The organism is Streptomyces sp. NPDC002640, from assembly GCF_053592575.1.
In genome coordinates this window covers 25973-48747 of the sequence record NZ_JBSFVZ010000039.1, presented here as the reverse complement: position 1 = coordinate 48747, position 22775 = coordinate 25973, and the positions used below count along the sequence as shown (strand labels likewise).

Here is a 22775-nt window from a genome sequence, read left to right as displayed (position 1 = left end):
CCGCTACGAGCGCAAGGCCGAGCACTTCCTGGCCTTCGTCGGTATCGCCGCGGCCCTCATCGGCTACCGCCGACTTACCAAGTGAAACGACGTCTAAGGAGTCCCCAATCGATGGGCAGGTGAAGCAGCGACCTGCCGGGGCTGTTTCCGGTGGTCGGCTGAAGGCTGTGGGTGGTGGAAAGGCGCGGCAGCGGCGGAGGGTGGGCCTTCCGGCTGATCTTCCTCTGCGGACAGCTTTGTGGCCCGTGGCGGGGCTGTGGGAGCGGCTGTCCGGTTGGCAGCAGGACCAGGTGGAAGCGGCCGCGAAGACGGAGGTTGCCCGGCTGGAGGGTTTGCTGCCGCTGCCGGATGGTGCGCCGCGGCTGCTGGCGGACCGGCTCACCGACCGTCTGCGGGAGACTGGCGGCGAGGCGATGGTCACCGGCCCGTATGGCTGGCTGATCCGGCGGGGCCTGGTCCAGCGGCCGTCCTGCTCGGACCGGCGCTGCGACGACGGGATCCGGCTGGACACCGGCAGCGGATGCGAGAACTGCGCCAACGTGATCCACATCCGTCGGGCACGCCGGGCCCGGATCGGTGCGGACGTCGACCGGGAACTGCCCGGCCTGCCTGAGGGCGAGCGGCGGCGCGTCCTGGAGGAGAGGCTGCGTGAGTTCACCGCCGCCGAGGCGCAGGACCTGGTCCGGCGTTCGAGGACCGGCACGGCTTCGTCCTCGGTGACGCCTGTCAGCAGTGCGCGATGCGGAAGGACGACGCGATGGCCGACAGGCAGCGTGAGCGGCGCCAGGAGCAGCAGGAGCCCACACAGGACGGCAGGGGAGGCTCCCAGGCCGGGGGCGTGCCGAAGCCGCGCAAGCACGTCGTCGTGAACGTCCCCAAGCTGATCCGCGAGTGCGCGAACGACGTCTGCGCGCTGAGGCTTGAGGAGGGCTGGGACGACGAGCTGTGCGGCAAGTGCCGGTCCCGGGCCAACCAGCGGGCAGAGCTGTACCAGCAGCAACAGGAGGCGTTCGCATCCAGCGGCCCCGCACCGTTCTGAGTCGACGTGGGGTGGCATCGTGCGGTGCCACCTCAACAGCCTGACAGCCATCGGTCAACGAGAGGAAACCCCCCATGGGACAGACCTTCACGGTGCCACTCAAGGTCGCCGGACACCGGCTCGAATCCGTTTCGATCTCCCACGGAATTATCGGAGGTGACGCCCGTCGGAATGCCCCCACCTTCGGCACGGTCATCGACGTGCCGGCCGTCATCGAGCTCCTCGATCTGGTGGTCTCCGGAGCCGTGACCGCAACCGAGGCCCGCGACAGCCTGAGTGACCTTGCCATCAAAATCAACGAGCACAAGGCCCGCGAGTACGCTCACCTGGAGGAGCTCATGAATGAGTCGTGGGTGACTCCCCGCCCTGCCGAACGACCCAAGCAACTGGACTCTCGGTGGGTGTATGCCATCTCTGCCGAGGACAAGCCCGAGGTTCTGAAGATCGGAGTAGCGACCAGCATCGAGAAGCGTATGAAAGGTCTGCAAATAGGGACTCCTACGCCTCTTGTTCTCCGCTGGAGTTCGCGTGGTGGCTACACCTTGGAGCGCCACCTGCACGAGGTCTTCCGCGAGAGGCAGGTGAGCAGCGAGTGGTTCAACTTCGGGCGGGTCAAGGAGCCGGTCGAGGAGATCGCAGCAGCGGCTAGTTCCTTCCTCGCACAGTTCCAGGAGCAGGGCGAAGAAGCCTGACGTCTAGCCAGCAGCCCTAACGGAATCGGCCGCCTGACGTTCCGTGTAGCGGCGGCCCCGACCATCTGGGGCCGCCATCCAACCCTTCATCTGGAGCAGCAGACGTGACCAGCACCAACAACGAGCCTTCTTCGCCTGGCACCGCTTCGGAAGCCGTGGACGATCCCTCCCGGGTCGGTAACGTCCTCGAGAACGCCCTGAACCAGCTCGAAGCTGTAGGCAGTGCCAGCAAGAAACGCCGCCGCAAGTTCGGTCTCCTCGGACTGGAGACCGGGTTCACCGACCTGGATGCGCTTACCAGCGGCCTGGAACCCGGCACCCTCACCGTCGTCGCGTCCCGCCCTTCCATGGGACGTACCACCCTGCTGAGCGACATCAGCCGCCACAACGCCGTCAAGATGGATGTCCCGACCCTGGTCTTCACCCTCGAAGAGACCCAGATCGACTTCACCAACCGAATTCTGGCCGCACAAGGCCGCATCGCCCGCCATCACATGCGATCCGGCACCATGGACGAAGACGCCTGGACCCGCCTCGCTCGCATCATGCCGACCGTCGTCGCAGCACCCCTCTACGTCCAGGCACCACCCCGCATAGACATGGTGACGCTGCGTATCAAGGCAACAGAGCTGGTCGAACAGCACAGCGTCAAACTGATCGCCGTCGACGGCATTCAGGACATCCGCCCGTGGCAGCGCAGCGACCTGCGGGAGCGAGAGGTCGGCGACATCGTCCGCGACCTGAAAGCCATGGCACGGGAGCTCAACGTAGCCGTGGTCGCTACCAGCCACCTGAACCGCGGTGCAGAGCAGCGGTGGGACAAGAAACCGCAGTTGGACGACCTGCGCGAGTCCGGCGCCATCACGTTCGCCGCAGACACGATCATCCTGCTGCACCGGGACGACTACTACGAGAAGGAGTCCCCGCGGGCCGGCGAGGCAGACTTCATTGTGGCAAAGCACCGGCACGGACCGACGGCCACGATCGCGGTGGCGTTCCAGGGGCACTACGGCCGGTTCGTGGACATGGCTCAGCCCTGACATCTCCTGCGCCCCGACCTCCGTGGTCGGGGCGCACGCGTTCAGTCAGCCGGCTCCCACGGTGGCGGCGGGGTCACGTTCGTCCCGTCGCACCACCAGCAGTCCCACTCGTCCGGCAGCTCGTACAGCTCGGACCAGAAGCCACGCGGTTTCCCCACACGGCGCAGTCCGCGCCGCACCACCCGCAGACGAAGGAGAAGTGCACGTCCGGATCCTGCCCAGCGAAGAATCCGCCTAAGATCCCATTTCCGCCGCCTCAGGGTTGCTCCACCGGTACGGTGCACCCATCACCGTGCCCGCCTGGAGGACCCATGACGCTGCCTGACACACCGTGGCCTGCCGTCAACGAGATGATCCAGTTGCGGCCTGGCACCGTCACCACGGTCGCGTCGCTGCCCACCGCGGGCCGGTCCACCCTCACCCTGAACCTGGCTCTCCACAATGCCTTGAGGGGCGTCAACACGGTCTACACGTCCAGTGAGCTGACCTGGGACTCCTTGATGGAGAAGACCATCACCGCGATGTACGGCGTCGACCTGCGCCATCGAGAGGTACCGCTGGGTGGCTGGGAAGTCTTCAGTGACAGAGGAAGGGTCGAGGTAGAGAAACTGCCGCTGCTCTTCCGCACTGCCATTGAGACCACGCCGGAGAAGGCATTCCGCGAGGGGAGCGTTGAGAGCCAGCGGCGCGGCATGAAGGTGAGCCTGTGGCTTCTCGACGCCATCGTCCACTTCAGCGAGCTGACTCACGCCGGGCCGGACTACGCCACCGCTATGGACCAAGTGCGACATATCGCCCGTGAGCACCAGATCCCTGTCGTCGTCACGGCCAAGGCGCTGAACGAGGAGTCTAACGAGCCTCTCACCGCAGAGCACGTGCACCCGGACGTCGTCGATGCCTCCGACCAGGTGATCTTGCTGCACAGGGAGGGCGTCTACTGGACGAACGGTCCAGCGTCCGATGCCGCGATCGTCAGGCGTGTGAAGCCGGTGTCCGATCCGGCCGACACCGCCTCCCTGCGCTTCAACGCTCGCCTCTGCCGCTTTGCGACATTCGGGATCGACATCTGAGAGCCGCCCGGGCGCCACCCGCCTCGCCCCGGCCACCCTCCCCCTGGTGGCTGGGCCTCCGCTGTCCTCGCCTCTGTCACAACCTGGCACGCTGGTTTCTCTCCGTGCCTTGGTGTCGCATGATGGCCCCTCAGCTCACGACCCCGGGGGGATCATGCGCACCCGCACCGCCACCGCCACCGTCCTGCTCACCGCGGGTCTCGCGCTGGCCGGCTGCTCCAGCTCCAGCGACGACAAGCCGACGGCGCAGGACACTCCGGCCGCCACCACGACCGAGGCGCCCGCCCGCGAGCCCAGCGCGGAGCCGAGCCTGGACCAGGAAGACGTCGCCAACCGGTGCACCGCTGAGATCGCGGAAGTCGCCCCCTCGTGGGAGGGCTGGTCGTTCGACCCCGGGGGCTGGCAGGACGACCCGCGGACTCCGGAGGTGTGCCTCGGACTCGCCGACGAGGCACACCCTTCCAGCGGAAACCGGGCGTTCATGGCCGCGCTCGTGGAGGGTCTGGAGCTGGCGGACGACCCCCGCGCCAACCAGTAGCCCCGGTTTCCTCTCGCCTCGGCCTATGCGGTCGGGGCGTAGTGCTTTTCGGGGCCCGCTGGCGTGGCGGGGACAGGGAGGTCGAGTACCTTCCTTCGACCGGCAAGGCCGCTACGCCCGCCGCCGGCACGACCTCAAGCGGGTTCGTGCCTGGCATGCCGCCAGCAGCGGCCTCGCAGGAGCAGCGCAACCCTGTTCGACGGGAGACAGTGTGAGCGAATAGTGCATGTCGGGTTGTCGGCGGTGTCCCCTACCGTGCCGCCAGAAGTTCTCTCATTCACGCCCTCGGATGGGACACCATGGCAAACAGCGTCTGGCACACGACCCTCGACCTCGAGCTGGACCTCACCCGCGACGACCTGGGTCACCCCGACAAGCCCGGCTTGTGGGATCTTCTCTACGACTACGACCGGCTGCAAGCCACCCACCGGGTCCCTGTCTCCCAGCGGGGCCTCCGGTGCGCCGGGATCTGCCGTGACGCCGGTGTCGTCGCCTGGATGCACCTGCGGCTCCAGGCCAACGGGCGCCGCGTCGCGGTCCACGAAAAGGCCGAGGACGAAGCCCGCCACACCGCGGCTATGAGTGACGAGCACAAGGCCTACCAGGAACGCATCGTCCGGACCGCCGAGGAATCCGGCTTCCACGCCAACACGGAGGTCCGCACCCCCGCCGGCCGGACCTGGATCCAGAGCGACGCCCTCGTCGACAACGGTGACGGCCTCCGCATCGGCTGGGAGATCCAGCTGTCCAGCACGCCCACCCACGGGCACAGGACGGTACGAAACCGCGTCAACAAGGCCATCAAGGGTGGCATTACCCCTGCGTGGCACACCGACCGACGCGAGTACGGAACCCGCACGGACGCCCACTGGACCCGCAGCGACTATCTGCCCGCCGAAGTAATCGCACGGCGGGGGGACCTGCGTGTCGTCTCCGGCTTCCGCCTCCTCGACTTCTGGCACTGCGACCTGACCGCCGTCTATCCCTGCCCCAACGGAGTGCGGCGGTGCGGCGAGGACCATGTCACGCCTAAGCCGAAGGACGTCCTCTTCGACGACCTCGTCCGCAAGACCGCCAGCGGACTCATCGTGCCCTTTGAGCACAAGGTCGGCGCCAAGACGATGCGGTTCTGGGTGCCCTCCGATGACCGCAACCGCTACAACGATACCTTCGGCATCCCGAACGACCTGCCCGCGGCGGAGATCCCGGAGCAGCGGCAGGTGTCCATCCGCGGTAACGACGACGACCCGACATGTCGGCCTGAGCGGATGCGGCGGCAGCAGGTGACGCTGACGTCGCATGCACACCTGGTGGACTGGCAGAGCAGCTCGCACTGGCTTCCGGAGCCGCAGCCATGCCGGCACTGCCGCAAGCCCGCGCACCTGATCGACGACTACGGCCGCCCGTCACACAAGGTGTGCCACGAGGCAGCCGCCCAGAGCCTGCTGTCCTAACGCCCCTGCCACCAGAGCCATCCCGGGAGACCTGCGATGTCCGCCTGCCATCTGCAAGCACCAGAGCTGACCGCCGACGAGATCCAGCACCTGGATACTCTCCCCGGCGCTGCGCACATGGTGAAGCCAGCCTTCCACTGCGAACTCGAGGCCGGTCACGGCGGGCGGCACTTCGCCCTGGCCCAGTCCTCCGAGAACGAAGTACCCAGCAAGACGAACTGGTGGATCGCCTGGCTTGGCGACACACGGGAGTGGGACCACACACCCACCTGCCTCGTGGAAGGCGCGGACGGCGAGTGCTGCGTGCTCCCCGCCAGCCACGTCGGCGGCCACGAGTGGCAGTGGAACCCCTTGCCGTGCTGGAAGTCGCCGGAGAACGACGAGGAGAAGCTCTGCAAGCTGCCTACCGGGCATGAGGTTGCACACGACTGGGAGTAGGAGCGACCTACGTCGGCTCAGCAGGCGAGCGTCACCTCGACCACCGTGTCCGGGCACTGGCTGAGGACGCCGGCGACGGCGTCCCGTGGAGGCGCTGGGGTTTGAAGTGGCGGCCGCGGTGGGGGTCGTGTCTCGTTTGGTGACCCTCCACCATCGGCTTCAGTCTTTCGCTGTCGTGGACGTTGCCGGCAGAGACACCGACAAGGACGGGCAGGCCGTTCGCGTCCGATAGTACGTGCATCTTGGAACCCGGCTTGCCCCGGTCCACGGGGCTCGAGCCTGTGTGTTCGCCCCCTTTTTTAGCCCTGACGTGGGCGGTGTCGAGGACGACGCGGGAGGCGTCCAGGAGCTCGGCATCGTCAAGGAGATGCAGCACGGCTTCGTGCAGCCGGCCCCAGACACCCGCCCTGGACCAGATCAGGAACCTGCGGTGGACAGTCGACCTCGACACTCCGAAGCAAGGCGGCAGCGACCGCCAGGCGCAACCGCTGACCAGCACGTAGACGATGGCCGCGAACACCGTCTCATCAGGCGTGTTCTGCGTCCCGCCGCCCTGCGGCCGCGTCCGTTGCTCCGGAATCAGCGGCTTGGCGATCTCCCACAAGCCGTCCGGCACGATCCAGCTCCACGTTCCCCGCCCCCTACCAGGACAACGACTGCCTCACCACGTAGGACACGATCTAAAGACGATGTCTTGATTGGCGGTATCCGTTGGTTGTGCCCATGGAAAGCAGGGCTGAGACGGTGTGCCGGATTTGTGGGCTGGATGCGGGCGAGGTGCGGTTCAACGGGGACGGCATGTCGATGTTCGTGGTGAGCGGGTGCTGTGGCCACGAGTCCGCGGTCGAAGACTGCACCGCGACTGCGGTCCGTCGGCATCGTGAATCGTGGATCGGCGACGGGGCTCCGTGGTTCGAGCCCAAGGCCAGGCTGGCTGACTGGGATCTGCAACGGCAGTTGTCCAGCATTCCGCCAGGGTGGCGTTTAGGCACTGTCCGGCGGATCTTGTGACTTTCCGACTGGTCGCTCGTTGTTGAGACATGGGTCGGGGGATCTGACGAATCGCGAGTGGTCGTTGTTGGAGCCGCATCTGCCGCCTTCGGGTGGCCGGGGCGGGCGGTGAAACGACCACCGCACCGTGGTGAACGGGATTCTGTTCCGGGTCCGGACCGGCGTCCCGTGGCGTGATCTGCCGGAACGTTACGGCTCGTGGAAGACTGTCTATGAACGGCATCGCCGCTGGTCGGCGGGCGGCACCTGGGACCGGATCCTGCAGTCGGTCCAGGCCGACGCCGACCTTGCGGGGCGGATCGACTGGTCGATGGTCGGCGTCGACTCGACGTCCTGTCGGGCCCATCAGCACGCGGCCGGCGCCCGCAAGGCCCGGCCGCGGGTCCCGAAAAAAGGACGACGCCCCGGCACCACCGCCCCGACGAGGGACTCGGACGGTCCCGGGGCGGACTGACCTGCAAGATCCATCTCGCCGGTGAGGGCGGCTGCCGCCCCATGGCCCTTCTGCTTACACCTGGTCAGTGGGGCGATGCCCCGCAACTGGTCGAGGTCCTGGACCGGATCCGGGTCCCCCGGCTACTGGGCGGAAGACCTTGAACCCGGCCCGATCACGTCAGCGGCGACAAGGCATACAGCTCCCGCCGAAACCGCCGCTACCTGCGAAGACGTCACATCGGGCACACGATCCCGGAGCCGAAGGACCAGCGGGCCAACCGCCGACGCCGGGGCAGAGAAGGCGGGAGGCCCACCGGTTTCAACCCCGACCGTTACCGGCGCCGCAACGAGGTCGAGCGGACCATCAACCGACTGAAGAAATCCCGCGCGGTCGCCACCCGTTACGACAAGCGGGCCTACGTCTTCCACGGCACCTTCACCGCCGCAGCGATCCGGCTCTGGCTCCGTCAGCGATCCGCCGAACAGTGCCTAGTGATCTGAGTCAGAGATTCGTCGGCAGTACGCGGCGACTTTGTCGAGGATCTCGTCTGCGGTCTTCGTCCAGACGAAGGGCCTGGGGTGCTCGTTCCAGTCGGCGAGCCAGCCCCGGATGTCGCGCTCGAGGGCTTGGACGGAACGGTGGACGCCTCGCTTGAGTTTCTTCTGGGTCAGCTCGGCGAACCACCGCTCGACCAGGTTCAGCCAGGACGCGCTGGTGGGCGTGAAGTGCAATTGGAAGCGGGGATGGGCCAGGAGCCACTTCTTGATGTCGGGTGTCTTGTGGGTCGCGTAGTTGTCGAGGATCAGGTGGACCTGGAGGTCGGCCGGTACTTCCTTGTCGAGTTTGGCGAGGAACTTCTTGAACTCGGCGGCCCGGTGGCGGCGGTGGAGCGAGCCGATGACCTTGCCGGTCGCCACTTCCAGGGCGGCGAACAAGGTGGTGGTGCCGGCGCGGACGTAGTCGTGGCTGCGGCGCTCGGGGACTCCAGGCATCATCGGCAGGACGCGCTGGGACCGGTCCAGGGCCTGGATCTGCGATTTCTCGTCCACGCAGAGCACAAGCGCCTTCTCCGGCGGGTCGAGATAGAGGCCGACGACGTCACGGACCTTGTCGATGAACAGCGGATCCGTGGACAGCTTGAACGTCTGCGACCGGTGCGGGGCCAGGGCGAACGCCCGCCAGATCCGCGAGACCGTCGACTGCGACATCCCTGTGGCGGCCGCCATCGACCTGGTCGACCAGTGGGTGGTGTTCTTCGGTGTCTCCTCGAGCGTCTTGACGATGACCCGCTCGACGTCCGCGTCGGTAATCTTGCGCGGGACGCCCGGACGCGGGTCGTCGCACAGGCCGTCCAGGCCCCGTTCGAGGAAACGGCGTCGCCACGTGCGGACGGTGTCCGGGGTGATCCGCAACCGGCGGGACACTTCCATGATCGAGTGCCCCTCGGCGCACTCCAGCACGATCCGCGACCGCAGGGCCAGGGCCTGGGCCGTCGTGCGACGGCGGACCCATCCCTCCAGCGCGGCTCGTTGGGCATCAGTCACGGACAACGGTGGAATCTTCGGACCCGGACGACTCATGCCCAACCAACGACAAATCTCCGACTCAGGTCACTAGCTGCCGCCAAGTGCAGCCAGAGGTGGCACGAAGAGGGTCGCTGCGACCATCGCACGGTCATCACATCGCCGCCTCCCCCGCCCTGCGCACGTACCGGCGGCTCCGGCGCCACGTCCTGGAAGATCTCCCGCAGCCCGTCAGGCACCATCAGGGCGAGCGCCGACGCGGCTGTCCTCGGCCTGCGGAGTGAACCGATGGGAGCGACTGCCGGGGTCCCGGGATGCAGCCTTGGGCACCATCTCTTCCCGCCCGTCGGCTTCATTGCGCATGCCTACGTACCTTGTGTACCGCACTGCCGATCTACGCACTCCACTCCTTGGGTAGGCCTCGTCGGCCGCGGTGATGGTGGCGGGAGACCACTGTGGTGCGGGTGCTCAGCTCTCACGCTTTTGCCGCCCTCGTCAGCTGCGGGCGTCTGACGCCTTCCCAGGTAGGTGTTGTCATGCTTGGGCCCAAATCCATCTTCCGTCCGATGCGATGTAGAGGTCTGGGATGACCGCGCCGGTAACTGGTGAGAAGACACGGCCGTCGTGTCGGACGTATTGAGGTTCTGCGACTGCCGGGTGCAGGGCGCCGGCCGACTTCGCTGCCCGGCGTCGTTCACCAAGCCGCTCATACAGCTGGCGCCAGTGGAAGCGCTGTATGTCGTGCTGCTGCCGTCGACGCTGGGCCGTACCGGCGGTGCCAAGGCGCGCGGCCACGTCGTCCCATCCTGCGACGGGCCGGGCGCAGTCCGGCGTCTGCTGTCCTCTGCCGTTCAGGGCTGTGGGGGAGAGGTGGTAGAGCTCCCCTTCCTGGAGGACGAGTCCGAGTGCCTTGAGTTTGGCCAGTTGGCGGTAGGCGGTGGGTCTGGAGATGGAGGCGCTGCTACGGAGGCTGGTGATCGTCTGGCCGTCGCACTCCGCAAGTGCGGCAACAATTGCGAGCCCGCTGCCGCCGAGTCCGCGGTGGGCGAAGGCGTCCAGGTGCATCAGTTGGCCGGCCGTGCGTGTATCCATGGTGGCGTCGGTGGCGTTCTGTCTCATCTCTGATCCACTCATGGCCCCCCCAGCCTTCGGCCCTTCAGATGTGGGCTTGTGGTGAGACACGCTGGAGGGCACAGCGGAGATCAGCATCCACCGGGAGCTCTCGGTGGGGGATCCGTGGTCGAGTTGGCGCAGCATTCTGCACCGTAGGAGACGCTCGTTCGATTTGCGGGTGGTGGTGCGGCTGCAGCCCATGCGTTCCGCCAGCTCGCGTTCCGAGGCGGTGTGGTCCCAGCTACCGGCCTTGGCGCAGATTTCCATGCGGGCGATGAGGTTCCGCAGATCGGTTTTGCCGGCAGTTCCTCGCCAGGAGGCGCATTCGATCCGGGCCCGAAGCGCTGCTAGGGCCGCGTGAAAGTCCTGGCGGCTGGTGATGGGATCGGTGGATCTGACGAAGCGTTCTGCACCGTCCCAGGCTCTTTGGAGCCATGCGGAGGCTTTGTCATAGCCGCGGCGGTGGTGGAGGGTACGTGCGTGTTGTCCGGCCTTGTAGGGGCCGTTAAGCATGACGTGCAGGAATGCGGGCCGGGTCCAGCCCACTCGTACGGCTTCGGCGGCCACAGCCCGGGTGATGGCCCAGGCGTGGTCGGAGGCTGCGGTGTTCTTCCCGCCTCTTTGGAGGTTGCCTGTTGCGTAGGCGGCATCGAGATCGCCCTGCACAAGGAGTCTGTGCATGCGTGTATTGAGAGGCGGCAGTGAGGCGAGGAGGCCTGTTCTTTCGTGGGGCTGGGCCTTGGCGTGAGAGCGCGCGAGTGAGGGATCATGTCGCGGCTGGCGCGGGGAGAGCTCGCCAGGTCGCCGTGTAGCGCTAAGCGGTTGGGGACGGTGCGAGGGCTGCAGTGCTGGGACGGGTCGCGCTGGGACGGCGGGGGCCTGCGCCCACTGCTTGATCACGGTGGTGCCCGCAGTGGGCTGCATCTGTGCGGGTGCGGATGGTGTTGGGCTGTGCGGTGAGGTGTTCGCGTTGACTGGCCTAAGGTTCTGTTCTGGAATGGCAGGAGTGTCCAGACAATGGGCCTCTGAAGCGCTTTTGTGCAGGGCCGAGTGACAAACGGATGCCGTCTGCCGCATCATAGGGGCGTTCCGTTCCGGTGAATGGGACGTCGGGGCCCTGGGGAGGGCTCCGAACTCCAGTGGCGGAGTGATTCGCCCAGCTCCTCTGTGGGGGCCGGGACTCGCTCGACGGGCATGTCGGGCGATGACGGTGAGCCCGGCGGTCGATGAGGTGGTGGCACACCACATCGACGCGCAAGGTGGGCTCGGCCCGTGTGCGGCTTCTTGCGGCACCGGGCCACAGAGGTCTACGTCATACGATGCCCTTCGGCGGAGGGAGCGGGGGCAGACTGGCAGCGGCCGTGCGGTGAGTCTCGCAGTCGGTGCGGGCGGCATCGAATGGGCGGCTCAGAGGGACGTGGTATGGCGATTGCTCTGCCGGGTCCGGGCAGCGATCCTGGAGCACGGCTCTGCCCCCTTTCGTCCCTGCGATTGCCGACGGCAAGCCGGACGGCAGGTCAAGCAGTGTCTTCGTGAGGCCGACGTCTGGCGCCGGTCGTGTGCCGAGTGCCACCGAACGCACGCGACACAGGGTGAAGTTGGTGCGCTGCGTGGCGTGACGATCCTGCAACCGCCGCCAGGCAAAGTCAACTGCTGTATTCTTTTGTGCCTACGGCAGGTTCCCAAGTCCATGGCCAGTCAGCAGCACCGAGGGCTATCGTCGCGGTACCTGGTCCACCTTGCGTCCCCCGGGAGTCCCGCCGGTGCAGAATCCTCGTCAGATGCTTACCGACACTCTGCAAGGCATTGAAGACCTGCTCGGAGACAGAAGCCGAGAGGACCTCTTGGACCCCGCCCAGCTGTCGGTGGCCAGTGGGGTTCCTGCGGAGGTCGTCGAGATGCTCCTCGAGGGGCAGACGGCGCCCGAGGAATCCATCACAGACCGGATAATCCGGCGTATCGAGCATCTGCGGGAGACGCAGCGGAGACCAGACGGACGACGCTACTCCTATGAAGAGATCGCCGGGAGCTTCGGAGCGACCAAGGCATCCCTTTCCAACCTCGTACGCAGACGGAACACGGAGCACCGCCGCGCCGGCGGCCCACTGGCCACCACCCAGGCCGGCGTTGAGCGTTTCTTCTTCGGCACTGAGAACGGATGGTTGTCGGCGGCGCCCGAGATTGCCCTCAACCGAGCGCTGCAGCCAGTGCTGACCGCATTGCAGCAGGAGACCCGTACGGAGACGCTCGTCGATCAACGCGCAGTGACGCTGCGATCAGCAGCTGCTCTGCCTGACGACAAATGGCGGCTTGTCGAAGGCATCGTAGCGACCTTGGAGGCGCAAGTCCGCGAAGAGCTCCGCGGTTCATGACCGCTGACTATCGGTCGCGGTTGGGCATGCGTCGCAGGAGCGGGTGGCTGTGGGGACGCCTTGTCGAACCGAAGAGCGCGAAGAGCCGCACGCAGGAGATGGGGCGACTGAGCGCTGCGCTGATCCGCAGCATGCGGCGGGCGGGGCCGGTGAGCGACGACATCTTCGATACCTTGGCGGTGGTCCTGAGCCAGATCCGGGAACGTCCCGTCATGCTGCGAAGGGCCGACTTCCCTCCGGAAACGGTCAGCGGCCTGTGGCTCAATCTTGCCGACATGGATGTCGTGGCTGTGCGGCGCGATGCTGCGGGATGCGAGCATGAGGACGTGATCCTGGGACACGAGATATGGCACATGCTGCAGGGACATCAGGGCGTCCAAACCCAGCCGGGACAGCAGGCTTCTGCCCGTTCCGGGGCACAACAGGCGGTCTGTGCGGCCGTAGTCGCTCTGCAGCTACCAAGTCCAGGACGAGAGGCTTCTTCCGTCGCGGCCCGCACCCAGTTCCATCTACGGGAGGAAGCCGAAGCAGAAGCGTTTGGGCTCCGCTTCGCCACTGATCTGCGGCTGTTTCGGATGCAGCAGCAACGTCCTGGCAACGATGTCGCCTGGCGCATCGAGGATTCGGTCGGTCCTGGCTCCTGGACCTGACAGTGGAAGCATGGATCTACTACACCGCGGCGGCCGCACTCCTGACGGGCGTGGCGGCACAGTGGTCCAGCTTCCACACCCTTCGGCGTGACCCTCTCAAACGTGCAGTGGCTGTCGTTGCTCTCCTCGGCAGCTGCTGTTTCACACTTGGTGCGCCACCGACCGTAGCGATCATCAATAAGATCACATCCACGCCGAACGCTGCAGTGCCCATCACCTACGCCGCGATGATGGCCTTCAGTGCCGCTTCACTGTCGTTGATGATCCGTTGGCATGGCGGATCGACATCTCGCGCGCGGCGGGCGATCCACGTCTGCGAAACCGCGTACGCCGCAGTGGGCATCGCAGTGTTCGTCTTGTTCGCTGCCGGCGAGGCTGCTACAGCGCGCCCCACAGACTTCGACACCTACTACTCCACGACTCCCTACATCAGGGAGTTAATCGTGCTGTACCTCCTGGCCCACCTCGTCGCCGCCCTGGCGACCTGCATTCTCTGCACCGTGTGGTCACGTGCGACCAGAGGCTGGGTACGCGCCTCCCTCCTACTCTTCGCTGCCGGGTGGACCAGTATGGCGGGTTACAGCGTCTGCAAACTCGTAGCGGTGAGCGGCCGCTGGACCGGCCAGGCCTGGGACGCACTGAGCACACAGATAGCGCCCTTGCTCGCCGCAGTGGGCACATGCTTCGTCATGGCCGGCTATGTGCTTCCTGCATCGGGCCGTCGGCTCGACAGCGTACGACAGGTCCGCGCTCTGGCCCCGCTGCACCACCTCGTCGTGCCAGACGGCAGCCGCTTCACCATCCGCCTGGGAGTACTGTCGGCACTGGACGTCCACCTCCACCTCACACGGCGCGTGAGCGTTATCCGGGATTCCCTGCACCGGATGGATAAGTACTTGGACGACCGTGTTTGGAGCGAGATTTACCAGGAGCTGCGCGACGCTGGTGTCGACCTACGCCGGGCCGAGACGTTCGCCACAGCTGTCATGGTGACCTACGCAGCTCACCCCGATCGCGAAGTCGTCCCCGCCGAACACCGGGGGAGCGTACCGCTCGAGGAGCCTGCACTGGTACAACTCTCCGAGGCGGTGCGTGCCTCGCTGATCATCCGAGGTTTCCCCACCCCCGCGGCCAACCTCGTCGGTCGTCGCGGCGACGCCGCGCGTCCGCGACGTACCCGTCGAGTAACCTGACGGCCTAGTAAATGATCACAGCCCGGCCGAGGACCTGCCACGTGAGTCACAGGTGACGATGACTACCGCCGCCATGTACCTGTCCGGGGTTCTGCTGCTCACGGCAGGCGCCTTGAAAATGCCGGCCGTCGCCAGAACAAGAGGTCGTGACAGGCTGCTCCTCCTCACATGGGCGCTGCTCATCACCGCAGGTGGCGTGCTGTGCACCACCGCCCAACCGACCATCAGATGGCTGAACGATCAGACCGGCGTCGCCAACTTCGGAGCTCCCGTCGTCTACACGTTGCTGACCATGTTCTCCGGCCTCTCGATCATGCTGGTACTGCACTGGCGTGGAGGACCGGAGGAACGGGTTCGTCGGCTGACACGGACAACGGCCACCACGTACGGCATCGTCTGTGCCCTCATCATCCTGCTATTCGCCGCAGGCAAAGCTCCGGTGGAAAAGACCACCGACTTTGATCTGCACTATGCCGGGACGCCGTACATCAGGGAGATGCTCGTCCTGTACCTAGCAGCGCACGCCCTGGCGTCTGCTGTAGTCAGCCAAATGTGCTGGCAGTGGTCCGCACAGGTGCACGATGCACTTCGGCCAGGACTCAGAATTCTCTCGGCCGGCTACCTGACGCACCTGCTCGGGTATGACCTGATGATGGCTCTGGCAGTCGCCGGACGATGGGCAGGTCACTCATGGGACACCCTTGTAGACGTAGCTCGCGCCGTGATCGTGCCCAGTGCCATGCTCGGGTGGACGGGAGTTCTCTTCCCACTCATCGTCCGCAGCGGAAAGGAAGCCGCGCGCTACTTCAAGCTCGCGCCCCTGGCGCGAGCTGTCAGCACCGTGCCGACTGCCGCCAGCCCGGCCCCGCTGTCGATGTCGCCGTGGCGTCCGGCCATACGCCTGCGCCTCACCGCGCGCCAGACCTTTATATATGACCGCTTGGTAGCCTGCCGTCGCTACTTCGAGCCGCACATCCGCGAGGAGGCTCGTGCCACCGCCTTGGCCCGCCAGGCGAGCGAGTCGGAAGCAGCGGCGTGGGCCGACGCGGCAATGATCATGGCCGCTGTTGCCAGATGTCGCCAAGCGCAGGTGCCAGAAACGGTGGAGCACGCGCTATTTGAGACTCCTACTATCACCAATGACCTGGTAGACATCGCAAAAGCCCTGCGCGCAGGCACCGCTTGTCGAAACCGACACTGACTCGTCGTGTCTCACGCCGTAGTCCCTCCTGGGCACGGCGCTGGTGGCAGTCCCGGCCGCCGTTTCATCCGCCCTGACTCCCACGGTGGAAACGGCGCAGCAGACCACGCTGCCCTTGCTGTTGGCCTCTCTCGCAGGTTCTGGACTGTTCATCTCTCTCGCCACGATGCCGAGCAACTTGCCGATGTCTGCCGCCTGCTACCGCTCACCTCGGTCATGGAGGTCGTACGGTTTGGTTGGATCGGCGCAGATGACGGTGAATGGAACGCGACAGTTCCTCACCTCGGAAGTGGCTTGTTGTGGACGGCCATCGCCGTCTGGATCAACACACTTCTCCGACAGATGCTTAGGATGGCGAGCAGTTACATCCTTGACGGGGGAGGGGAGCTACGTGCCACCAGTTCTGCGTGGGACTGGGCACGCGGGGCGTGCGGAACGAATCGACCTGTACACGTACCTCTCGCTGTATCTGCTGTATCTGCTCGTACTCGAGAACGCTGGAGCCGGCCGAGAGAGCGCCCCTCAGGGAGGTGGTGGGCTTGTCAGCGTTACCGAACGACTGGCCGCACTAGGCGGCTCCGTGAGGCAGACCCCAGCGGCGACGGACGCTTCACCTTCCGCGCCCGCCTTCCTGTGCAATTTGCGCAGGAGTTGGAGGCGGCTCGTGACAGATGAGGCACGGATTCGAATACTCCTCGCCGACGACGAGCAGCTCATCACAGCCGCTCTGGCGGCGCTGCTCGGACCCACTGAGGATCTGACCGTCGTATCCCAAGCGTCGACAGGCACAGAAGCCTTCGCCAGGGCGAGAGCCTTGCAACCCGATGTCGCAGTCCTGGACCTCCAGATGCCGGGGCTTGATGGTCTCGCCGTCACAGAGGCACTCCATGACGAACTGCCGAACTCCCGAACAATGATCGTCACCAGCCATGGTCGGCCGGGATACCTGAAACGAGCCCTTGGGATAGGAGTAAGTGTATTCCTATCCGAGACCGTATCAGCGCGCGATGTGGCGGACATCATCCGGACAGTCCACGCCGGCAGGCTCTATATCTCATCAGAGCTGGCGGCAGAAGCCATCAGCGGTGGAGACAGCCTACTCACCTCGGGTAAAGGCGACTTGCTGGCCCACGCGGCAGACGGCTCCTCGATAGCGGAGCTTGCTGAACGTGCCGGACTGTCGACGGGAACCATTCGCAACCACTATGTGATAAGTCGTGAGCAAATTTTGGGCGGGAAGTCGTCACGTTGCGGCCCACATCGCGCGGCAGCAGGGCTGGATTTGACAACAAGCATGGCCGTCTGAGGCGAGCTCGTGGAACCGGATGGAAACAAAGAAAGAAACGGGGAGTTGACCGAGTTGGGACGCCCAGAGACGCGCATAGATCCTACTGCGGGACCGCTGCAGAGATTTGCGTACGATCTCAGAGAGCTCCGAAGATCGGCAGGAAATCCGTCATACCGCGAGCTGGCGAGCCGCGCCAACTATTCTGGAACAACTCTATCGGAGGCAGCCCGTGGTCTCACTTTCCCTAGCCTGGAGGTAACGCTGGCCTACGTGAGCGCATGTGAGGGAGACGTCGAATTCTGGACAACACACTGGAAGCAGACCGAGAGTTATTTACGTGCCTCCGATTCAGACCTCAGCGCGTCCGGATTTCTTCCGGAAGTATCCGCCAGAAAGATCCAGATGCCCCACCATGTCGAGTCGTCGAAAAAAACCTCACACGGAACGCGCGACCTGGATGCGATGAAAGTGATCCTTCCCGCCATAGCCGGACTCGCCGGAGCTACGGGAGCGGCCGGGGCGGTCGGACTTATCGGAATCCGGTCGAAAGCAGCAGCACTCACCATAGTGGCCGGCACCTGCGTCGCGTCCGGGTTCTGGCTCGGAAAGGTTCTGAGCGATGCGTGACCATACCGCTCCTGAATGCGTCGAAGGCGGATCAACGCCCCAGCGATCCTGGAGACGGTGGACCGGCGCAATGCTGCGGGACTTGCGGGATTGGTTGACGCGCAGACCGATCATGTTGCCCGAGGGATTGTTTCCGATCTCCCACTCTTCGGACACTCGGATGATCGTCTGGGCTTTCGCCGGAACAGACTTGGCCACAGGGTTCGCTATCGATGCGATGCTGCCACCCATCGGCCGGGCATTCCACCTCCTATGGATGGCGTGCACCCTCGTTCTCTCGCTTGGATTCTGTGCGATGACCGTGCGATCACCTCACCTGCTCGACAGCCGCAGCGTGCGCTTGCGCACTGGGCCGTTCCGCGGGGTGACAATTCCGATTCACTCGCTCCGATCCGTACGTGTTGCACATGGGTCCACGCGTGGGTACGGCCTGCGCGAAGTCCCCGACGAAGACGGCGCGATTGCCTGCAGCGTCGGCCATGCGACCAACCTGGCCTTTGACCTGGAACGGCCACTGATGGTGCGGCTACGGAAAGGAGGGCCAGTGCAGGTGACACGAGTCTATGCAAGCGCCGATCAACCACGAGCAGCAGCCCGATTGATCAATCAATCATTAACCAGGGGGACTCAACTGTGACGGACGGGGCCATGGGCACCCTCGACGAGTACACGGAAGTACACCGCTTACTGGCCCGCACGGGACTCGGGTCTCTGTCCGGGCAGGAAGACATCAAGAAGCTGCCCGGACGCAACCACAACTGGATCTGCACCACAGACACCGGACGACGTGTTTTCGTCAAGAAACTCGAGGGCCCGGCCGGGATGTCAGCCGCGAGGATCCGTCAGTGCGTCGCTTTCGATCGGATGCTGAGCAGCGGCAAATCGACCGAGTTGCTCTCCCCTCGGCTCCTCGCCTCCGACACCGAAGCAAACGTGTTGGTTTTCGACTGTGTGGAGGCAGCCACGACCGCCGCGCAGGCCGCGCGTGAGGAGTTGCTCACGCCGGACGTGGCGTACTCCCTAGGGCACACAGTCGGGCTGCTTCACAACCTCCCGGTTAGCGAGATCGTGCTGCCCCACCTAGAGGCCAGCCCTCTCCTTCCCTCCGAAGAACTCCTCGATGCCCTACCGCTCACCCTCTTCGAGGTCTCTTCCGCGGCTGAACTGCAGGCATGGAGCCTTCTGCAGAACGATGTCGCTCTGGGGAAAGCCCTGCGCCAACTGCTCCTCGAGGAACGCGACGCGAACCGGGTTGCCGCTCACTGTGATCTGCGACTCGACCAATTCCTCATCGCCGACGGAGCGGTATACCTGACCGACTTCGAGGAGTTTCAGGCAGGCGACGCAGCGCGTGACCTGGGGGGCGTCGTCGGAGATCTACTGCATCGTTGCCTGCTGGACGCAGCCGTGAGTAATGCGGCGCTGGAGCCTGCGTCTCATTCCCGCATGCTTGCACAGCTGACGGAGGGAGTCGGGCGCGCGCGTCCACGGATCACCGCTTTCTGGAATGGCTACCGCGACACGAGGGCTATCCACGACAACCGTTTGCCCGAGCGGGTCGCCGCCTTCGCCGGCTGGCACCTCTTGGACCGGCTGCTGGCTGGAGCACACACCGCGCCTCGGCTTGCCGCCCTTCCTCGTGCGATGGCAGGTATCGGAAGGAAGGCTCTGCTGACTCCGGCGGCTTTTCTCCCCACCCTTGGGCTGGCGGAGGACCGAGCATGATGAAGCCATCCTCTCGACTCCTCTCTCCTCAGCTCGAAGCGGTCCTGTCCGATGTGCACGTTCGATCCGACTGCCTGAGCGCGACCGTGCTCGGAAGAACCGTGACCGCCGACACTTCGAGAGCTCTGACCGGTCAGGTCGCCAGCGCCCTTTACACAGTGGCCCACGTCGGACGACCGGCAAGGGAGTCGCCAACGCCACGGCCGCTGACCGATGTCCGCGACTTGGAAACAGTGCTTGCCCGAGGCGTCCCTCATGAGCACAGCCGCTATCGGGGGTCCGTCCTGAGCGGCCCAAAGGATCGGGATCTGGTCGTCAGCCTCTCGGGACTGCGTGTCCGCGTGCCCCTTGAGCGCGTCGCCGCCCTTCAGGAAGAGGCCGGCAGGTCCTCACTGGCAATGGAGCAAGGGGCGCACGACGAGGTCATCGAGATACTCGTCGCCGCAACGCGTCCGTTGCTCTCTCCTGGATTCTTCCTGGTCGACGGCTCGCTGCCGCTGACCCGTCAGGACGCAGTCCTCCGGGTATACCTGCATGTCGAAACATCCGACGCCGCTCTTGATGCCTGGGGCAGGACTCTGCGATGCCTAGAGGATCGCGGGGTTCCATACCGCGCCAAGGCTGCTTCGTCCACCGATGCCCTGCCCCGGCGCGACGGGATCGTCGTCTACCTCGGGAGCCGGGAGCAACACGTGCTGCCGCACCTGGTCAAAGCGTTGAGTGGAGTCGCCCTGGGCGCCGACACCTCGGCTTTCACTCGGCCTCTCGCTCCGGGCATCGCCGTAGCCTGGGAACCGGACGACTCCAGGTCGGGCATGCGCAACACCAGCTTCGGAGAGCACAGGTCGCGAGTAATCGCCGAGGGCCTGATCCAGTACGCCACGGATGCCACTGCCGAAGCAGGCGAACCACGTCCGGACCGGTCGACGGTGATACGCCGGGCCCTGCTGGCAGCCGGAATCGACCCCCTGGATCCAGCACGTAACTTGTCCTCGCCTCCCTTTCCTCCGCCAGGTTTCGATGTGCGCCCCGAAGGTTGATGTGCGGTGAGTCACCGAACAATCTTTCATCAATAGAAGATTGTTCAAACCTCTCGATTCGAACTAGATTTCTGGAGGTCACCGGGAAGGCGCGAGAAAGTTCGAGGTCTTTCCGCTGGGGCTTGTTATGCACCTTCAACGCACCTTCGACGAAAGAGGCAGAAGATGAACGACGTTCAGCTGGCCGCCGGCTTCGACACCTACGCGGACGTCGACGAGATGGCGAACGAGGTCGCCCCCGACGAGGCCCCCTCGCCGCAGACCATCATCTCGCTGAGCGTCGCCGCCAGCATCAAGTGGGGCTGCTGACGCACATCGCAGCAGCCTAGTCTCCGTGCGGCCGACGGCTTTGCCGTCGGCCGCACGGCTGTCCAGACCGGAAATCCAGGACCCGGGGGTGGCACCGAGAAATGAGAACGTCGATTCTCCTTCCCTTCATGCCGGTAACCGGCGAACAAATTCTGCCATTTGCGCACATCGTTCAAAAGGGAGACGCTGAACGGTTGTGGACCGGTCAATCGCTGTTTCTCGAGCCGCATTCCGCACTCGCTCACGCAGCCGGCGCCGGTGTACGAATACCCATGGGCACCAGCGTGACCCTCATGCCCCTGCGCCACCCCTTTCAGGCCGCTCTCCAGGCACGCTCCCTCGCGGCCTTGACCGGACAGCCGTTCATCGCAGGGCTCGGTACCGGGCCGGAGCCGTTCGTCCAGTCGCTGCGCGGGAAGCGCTACGAGAGTCCACTCACCGCGGTGCGTGAGTACGCCACGGTCGTCAGAGGGCTCCTGGAGGGAGACACCGTTGCCCTCGTCGGCGAATATCACGCGATGGCAGGCGGCCTCGTCCCCATGGACACCCCTCGCGTCGAACTGGGCCTAGGGGTGCTCAGGCCCCGTATGGCCGAACTGGCCGGCGAACTAGCGGACGTTGCGATCACCTGGCTCGCGCCACCGAGCTACCTCGCGGAAGTGATCGTGCCCGCTCTGGACACAGGAGCGGCCCGCGTGAATCGTCACCGCCCGCGACTGGCCGCCGTCGTCCACGTCTCAATCGATGCCCCTAATCGCGATCACGAGCAGATTGTGCTCGCGGCATCGCAAGCCCACCTTCAGGCCCCGCACTACGCGGATATGCTCCGCCGCGCCGGAATCGAGGTTGACCCTCAAAACTTGGCGAAGACGACGGCCGAACTCCTCGACAGTGGCACTGTGGCAGTCGGCAGCACCGACGACATCCTCCATGCAGTCGCAGCCTACCGGGAGGCCGGGGCCGACGAGGTGATCCTCAGCGCGACCGGCATCCAAGCCGTCGATGGGACACGCGCGTCGTTGGACGCACTGCGCGCCATCACCACGGCGCAGAGGAGCGCGCGATGAACCACGGCGATGACTCGGCTCAGCCACATCTGTCTTTCCGTCGTCTGCTTCTGGTAGGAACAGGTGCGCTCGGCGTCTCCTCTCTACCGGGCTGGCTTGGCTGGCTCCGCGAAAGCTATCCCCACACCGAGACCAGGGTGGTGCTGACCCGCCAGGCCACCACATTCGTCGCGCCCGCCGCGCTCACCGCGATCGGGGGCAGCCCTCTGTCCTATGACATGTGGCCCACTGAAGCGCAGGTCACCGCACCCCACGTGGAACTTGCCGAGTGGCCTGACGCAGTGGCCGTCTTCCCGGCCACCCTCCATTTCGTCAGCCGACTGGCTCTAGGGCTCGCCGACACTCCTGCACTGCTGGCGCTTCAGTGCACCACCGCGACAATCGGTATAGCTCCATCCCTTCCACCAGGGGGGTACCGGAGTCACGCCTTCCGGTCCCATCTGACCGCATTGCGCGCACGCCCCCACGTGGTCGTGGCAGACCTCGAGATGGGACACAGCGTGACCACTGGACGTATCGAGCGGTCTACTGCTGCCCCATTACCGACCCTCCTCAACCTCATCGACAAGCGCCACAGGGAACTCGGGGACACGCACGGCGGAAGCAGGGACGGATGACTGCCGAGACCGTTGTGGCGGAGTACGGAAGCATGCTTGTACACACCAAGGTGCTAGCCGGTGCACAACGCGGTCGCTTCACCTGGGTCCGCACGGGGACAGCTGAGGCTAGGCCGCTGGGGCAACCGCCTCACGCGCTCGTCAGCGTCATGGCGGCGTGGGAAAACACGCAAGCCCCCGACCGCAGCACCGGCGTTCGGTGTGTCCTACCGCACTGCCACAGCGGTGAGAGGGACCTGCACTATCTACTGCCGGGGCGCAGATCCATGGCTGCGGTACTGCTGTCGGGAGCCCTCTCGGGCAATCCGGACGATGCGGCGCGAATACAAGAC

The 22775-nt window shown here is 65.4% G+C and carries 19 protein-coding genes and 3 pseudogenes; 18 read left to right on the top strand and 4 right to left on the bottom strand.

Annotated elements, in window-relative coordinates; genetic code table 11:
* Positions 1 to 757: 757 nt before the first annotated feature.
* From ACWD3O_RS33010 to ACWD3O_RS32980, 7 genes are all read left to right on the top strand, one after another.
* Entirely contained in the window at positions 758 to 1039 is a 282-nt protein-coding gene (locus ACWD3O_RS33010) for a hypothetical protein (RefSeq protein ID WP_451418425.1), read from the top strand.
* A 74-nt stretch (positions 1040 to 1113) separates the two neighbouring features.
* Complete coding sequence (locus ACWD3O_RS33005) at positions 1114 to 1731, top strand: GIY-YIG nuclease family protein (RefSeq protein WP_451418424.1); 618 nt, start codon at positions 1114 to 1116, stop codon at positions 1729 to 1731.
* A gap of 104 nt (positions 1732 to 1835) precedes the next feature.
* Entirely contained in the window at positions 1836 to 2771 is a 936-nt protein-coding gene (locus tag ACWD3O_RS33000; RefSeq protein WP_451418423.1) for a replicative DNA helicase, read from the top strand.
* Between the two features lie 311 nt (positions 2772 to 3082).
* Positions 3083 to 3841, top strand: a complete 759-nt coding sequence (locus ACWD3O_RS32995; RefSeq protein WP_451418422.1) for a DnaB-like helicase C-terminal domain-containing protein — start codon at positions 3083 to 3085, stop codon at positions 3839 to 3841.
* A 154-nt stretch (positions 3842 to 3995) separates the two neighbouring features.
* A complete protein-coding gene (locus ACWD3O_RS32990; RefSeq protein WP_451418421.1) occupies positions 3996 to 4379 on the top strand; it encodes a hypothetical protein in 384 nt (127 codons plus the stop codon).
* Between the two features lie 299 nt (positions 4380 to 4678).
* Positions 4679 to 5833 (top strand): hypothetical protein, encoded by a 1155-nt coding sequence (locus tag ACWD3O_RS32985; protein WP_451418420.1) that lies wholly within the window; start codon positions 4679 to 4681, stop codon positions 5831 to 5833.
* Between the two features lie 117 nt (positions 5834 to 5950).
* Positions 5951 to 6271 carry a hypothetical protein gene (locus ACWD3O_RS32980; protein ID WP_451418419.1) on the top strand — a complete coding sequence of 107 codons (321 nt, stop codon included), beginning with the start codon at positions 5951 to 5953 and terminating at the stop codon, positions 6269 to 6271.
* 85 nt (positions 6272 to 6356) lie between these two features.
* On the opposite strand, the pseudogene ACWD3O_RS32975 reads toward ACWD3O_RS32980, so the two are convergent.
* A pseudogene (locus ACWD3O_RS32975) lies at positions 6357 to 6890 on the bottom strand (IS5 family transposase); the annotation flags it as partial.
* A 456-nt stretch (positions 6891 to 7346) separates the two neighbouring features.
* On the opposite strand from ACWD3O_RS32975, the pseudogene ACWD3O_RS32970 reads away from it, so the two are divergent.
* A pseudogene (locus tag ACWD3O_RS32970) lies at positions 7347 to 8218 on the top strand (IS5 family transposase).
* Here ACWD3O_RS32970 and ACWD3O_RS32965 read toward each other — a convergent pair.
* Both ACWD3O_RS32965 and ACWD3O_RS32960 read right to left on the bottom strand, forming a co-directional pair.
* A complete protein-coding gene (locus ACWD3O_RS32965; RefSeq protein WP_451418418.1) occupies positions 8207 to 9298 on the bottom strand; it encodes an IS630 family transposase in 1092 nt (363 codons plus the stop codon). The pseudogene ACWD3O_RS32970 and the gene ACWD3O_RS32965 sit on opposite strands and share 12 nt — an antisense overlap.
* Before the next feature lie 477 nt (positions 9299 to 9775).
* On the bottom strand, positions 9776 to 11035 hold the full coding sequence (locus ACWD3O_RS32960) for a helix-turn-helix domain-containing protein (RefSeq protein WP_451418417.1): 1260 nt from the start codon (positions 11033 to 11035) through the stop codon (positions 9776 to 9778).
* Between the two features lie 1100 nt (positions 11036 to 12135).
* Here ACWD3O_RS32960 and ACWD3O_RS32955 point away from each other — a divergent pair.
* The 5 genes and pseudogenes from ACWD3O_RS32955 (at position 12136) to ACWD3O_RS32935 (ending at position 17056) form a co-directional block, all read left to right on the top strand.
* On the top strand, positions 12136 to 12726 hold the full coding sequence (locus ACWD3O_RS32955; RefSeq protein ID WP_451418416.1) for an XRE family transcriptional regulator: 591 nt from the start codon (positions 12136 to 12138) through the stop codon (positions 12724 to 12726).
* Positions 12723 to 13376, top strand: coding sequence for a toxin-antitoxin system, toxin component (locus tag ACWD3O_RS32950; protein ID WP_451418415.1), 654 nt, complete (start codon positions 12723 to 12725; stop codon positions 13374 to 13376). Before ACWD3O_RS32955 ends, ACWD3O_RS32950 begins: the two co-directional genes overlap by 4 nt.
* Before the next feature lie 2 nt (positions 13377 to 13378).
* Entirely contained in the window at positions 13379 to 14569 is a 1191-nt protein-coding gene (locus ACWD3O_RS32945) for an MAB_1171c family putative transporter (RefSeq protein ID WP_451418414.1), read from the top strand.
* Between the two features lie 58 nt (positions 14570 to 14627).
* Complete coding sequence (locus ACWD3O_RS32940) at positions 14628 to 15770, top strand: DUF6545 domain-containing protein (protein ID WP_451418413.1); 1143 nt, start codon at positions 14628 to 14630, stop codon at positions 15768 to 15770.
* A gap of 664 nt (positions 15771 to 16434) precedes the next feature.
* Positions 16435 to 17056, top strand: a pseudogene (locus ACWD3O_RS32935) (response regulator).
* A gap of 437 nt (positions 17057 to 17493) precedes the next feature.
* Here the strand turns inward: ACWD3O_RS32935 and ACWD3O_RS32930 are convergent.
* Positions 17494 to 17916, bottom strand: a complete 423-nt coding sequence (locus ACWD3O_RS32930) for a hypothetical protein (RefSeq protein ID WP_451418412.1) — start codon at positions 17914 to 17916, stop codon at positions 17494 to 17496.
* A 417-nt stretch (positions 17917 to 18333) separates the two neighbouring features.
* On the opposite strand from ACWD3O_RS32930, the gene lxmK reads away from it, so the two are divergent.
* The 5 genes from lxmK (at position 18334) to ACWD3O_RS32905 (ending at position 22443) form a co-directional block, all read left to right on the top strand.
* Entirely contained in the window at positions 18334 to 19410 is a 1077-nt protein-coding gene (gene lxmK, locus ACWD3O_RS32925; RefSeq protein ID WP_451418411.1) for a class V lanthionine synthetase subunit LxmK, read from the top strand.
* Positions 19407 to 20450: a T3SS effector HopA1 family protein gene (locus ACWD3O_RS32920; protein WP_451418410.1), complete on the top strand. Its 1044-nt coding sequence runs from the start codon at positions 19407 to 19409 to the stop codon at positions 20448 to 20450. Before lxmK ends, ACWD3O_RS32920 begins: the two co-directional genes overlap by 4 nt.
* Positions 20451 to 20615: 165 nt before the next feature.
* The gene (locus ACWD3O_RS32915) at positions 20616 to 20759 is read left to right on the top strand and encodes a hypothetical protein (protein WP_451418409.1); all 144 of its coding nucleotides are present in this window, start codon (positions 20616 to 20618) and stop codon (positions 20757 to 20759) included.
* Positions 20760 to 20887: 128 nt separating this feature from the next.
* Positions 20888 to 21826 carry an LLM class flavin-dependent oxidoreductase gene (locus tag ACWD3O_RS32910; protein ID WP_451418408.1) on the top strand — a complete coding sequence of 313 codons (939 nt, stop codon included), beginning with the start codon at positions 20888 to 20890 and terminating at the stop codon, positions 21824 to 21826.
* Complete coding sequence (locus ACWD3O_RS32905; RefSeq protein WP_451418407.1) at positions 21823 to 22443, top strand: flavoprotein; 621 nt, start codon at positions 21823 to 21825, stop codon at positions 22441 to 22443. Before ACWD3O_RS32910 ends, ACWD3O_RS32905 begins: the two co-directional genes overlap by 4 nt.
* The last annotated feature ends 332 nt before the right edge of the window (positions 22444 to 22775 follow it).